The sequence below is a fragment of the Microvirga sp. P5_D2 genome (assembly GCF_054049475.1).
Genome location: NZ_JBFUMH010000311.1, coordinates 1 through 2827 on the forward strand (window position 1 = coordinate 1; position 2827 = coordinate 2827).

2 protein-coding genes are annotated in these 2827 nt (G+C 59.1%); one reads left to right on the forward strand and one right to left on the reverse strand.

Annotated elements, in window-relative coordinates; genetic code table 11:
* The first annotated feature begins 233 nt into the window (after window positions 1-233).
* Complete coding sequence (locus ACXJKO_RS31025; RefSeq protein ID WP_457094851.1) at window positions 234-500, forward strand: DUF6894 family protein; 267 nt, start codon at window positions 234-236, stop codon at window positions 498-500.
* 353 nt (window positions 501-853) lie between these two features.
* On the opposite strand, the gene ACXJKO_RS31030 is transcribed toward ACXJKO_RS31025, so the two are convergent.
* Window positions 854-2827: M10 family metallopeptidase C-terminal domain-containing protein (locus ACXJKO_RS31030; RefSeq protein WP_457094852.1), on the reverse strand; the 1974-nt coding region annotated here is incomplete at its 5' end.

Here is a 2827-nt window from a genome sequence, read left to right on the forward strand (position 1 = left end):
TCAGGGTCGGCAATGAGTGCAGTGCGCGGTGATGTGTCCATCACAACCTCTTCATGAGTACCTCCAAAGGGCTAGGTTGAGAATGCTTTGAAGGCCGCGGCAGTTCCTTGAGATTGTGCAGCTATCGGAGGAATATATATATGGTCTAGTCCAATCGGCCCAATAGGCGGGAGGTCAAACTAGCCTATGGTGATGGCCACGACTTCCTCAGGACCGGTGCGATCAGCAGTGTAATGGACATTTACTACTTTCATATCCGTGATGACATCGGGGTGGTGGAAGACTTGGATGGGATTGAACTTCCGAGCCGGACTGCTCTGCTTATGGAGGCTATTCGCAGTGCGGATGAGTTTGCCAGGGAGGTAGCTCCCCGCCGCAAGATGCGGCTTGAGATCGCTGATGCCGCTGGCCGGACGGTTTTAGTCACACCGGTTCAGGAAGATTTGCTGTCGTGGGAACTCTTCGCCCGGTTGTCGGCAATCGAGGGCCTTATTCACTAGCCAAACCCGCCCAGGCCCCTTATCGCGGAGCCACAGAACGGCTGGACCGTCTCGATAAGGGCTGTCCTGGTCAAGGCAGGTGCGCGCTTCCGTAAACCTCCTGGTCAGGGCTTTTGCTGGGGCCTTGGAATAGGCGTCGAGTGGCGCGGCTTGGGCTCCTCGACCAGCCGGAACGCCACCGGTGTCGATGTCCAGTCTGCCGGCCATGTGAGAGGAACAGTACACGCCGCCATCAGACTTTGACCCGGCTCGTTCTTGATTTCGAACACATAGCCTGGCCGCTCCATCCGAGCACACTCGCGCCATCGGTCAAAATCAATCCAGTCGCTCATGGTCCAGCCCTCGGTGGCCTCTCAGAGATAGAAGTCGGTTTTAGCCAGTGCCGACAGGCCCGACACATTGACCTGGAAATCCGTCATCTTGTCGCCGTTCACGTCGCCCGACAGCACACCGTTGCCGAACTTCAGCTGGCCCGCCTCGCCGGCGAAGGCCTTGCTGCCGATAAACGAGAACGCCTGATTGCCGGACATCTTGGTATTGGCGTCAATGCTCCGCAGATCGATCGAGTCGCTGCCGCGCACGAAGTCCTTGATCGTGTCGCGCACACCCGGCAAGGACTCCGTGCGCGCGTTGAAGTCGAAGGTATCGGCTCCGCCGCCGCCGTACAGGATGTCCTCTCCGGCCCCACCAACAAGTTTGTCATTGCCTCCGCGTCCGTAGAGGATGTCGTTGCCCGACCGGCCCTGTATCACGTTGGCGGCGTTGTTGCCGCGCAACGAGTCGGCATAGGTGCTGCCAATGATATTCTCAATGCTGGAATACCTGTCCCCGAATGCGTCCCAAGTATTCTTGGAGGCATGCGTTAGATCGGCAAGAACTGCGTCTTGGGCACTCGTGTAGCTGGCCGTGTCGGTGCCGCTCCCCCCGCTGAGATAATCGCGTCCAGCTCCGCCAACCAGGATGTCGTTGCCGCCCTTGCCGTAGAGTTTGTCATTGCCCGTTCYACCCAACAGCCTATTGCTGCTATCTGTACCCGTCAGGGTTAGGTTGCCGGGCGTTATTTCGGCCAGAGTGAGCGAACTGCTACCCGGATCACTGATGAGCTCTGCCGCGGAATACAGCCTGTCCGTGAACTGAAGCCACTCGGCCGCCCGGACGATGTCCTGTCCATCCGGTGTGCCGGCACGCAGATCAGCCAGCTGGATGGATCCATCGGAGAGCTTGGTAAGGCTGTAGCTTGAGCGCTCGCCGCTGAACACAACCGTGTCCTCTCCGACGCCGCCGTCCAGAGTATCGTTGCCCCTCTCTCCCGTCAGACGGTCATTGCCTGCTGCGCCCTCGAGCACGTTGGCGGCAATATTGCCCTTGAGCGTGTCGTGGCCAACGCCGCCGACGGCATTCTCGATGAGCGCACGGGCGTCGCCCTTGTGCAGCAGCGCATTGGCGATGGTGCCAGCGGCAACCTTGGAGCCGTCCCAGTGTAGCTTGGCGAGTTGGGATGTAGCCGTGGCGGTCCAAGCCCCCGGCTGCAGATCGATGGTCAAGTCGCTGCTGTAGTTCGAAAAGTCATAGGTGTCGCTGCCACCGCCATCCCAGACAGTCAGCATGATCTTGTTGCCACCAGGCGCCCCCTGACCGACATTGTTGATGAACATTTCTCCGGTGGTGGCGCTCCAGGAATAGACGGTATTGGAGCTGTTGGTTGTGTAGTTTGCGCCGTACATGTGCTGGAGAGCGGTGATGTCGTACATCATCAGGGACTGGGCATAGCCCCAAGTCTCATTGACATAGCCGCCTGTTGTCGAGGCTCCGACATAGGAGCGGTAGCTCATGACCGTGTACTCGATCGAGTCGCGATCCTGCGGCATGATGGTAGCCTCATGCGCATGTTCCAGGCCGAGCGCATGCCCGATCTCGTGAACGAAGGTCAGGTAGGCGTAGTTGCCTTTCAGCGGGCTGGTATAGAAGTCGCTGGACTTATTGAACCAGGCATCTCCGCCGAGAGCCGAGGTGGTTGGGAAGTACGCCCAAGCGGTACTGGGCCTGTCCGAGAGAGCAAGCCGCAGGTCGGCGTGCTGGAGTGAAGTCTCTGTGATTTCGCTGAAGCTGAGGTTCGTCACCGTTGCGAACATCGTCAGAGCCGCGCGCGCGGCGGCCTGCTGAGCAAGGCTCAAAGTACCAAAGTTGGTGATGTTCTCACCCGAGCCGTAGGAGGAGCTATAGAACGAGCCGTTTGTCGGGAAGCTGKAGGAGAGACTGTTGACCGCCCATTTGTAGTCGCCAAGGACACCGTCGATATAGGCGTCACCTGTCAGGCTGTACGAAGC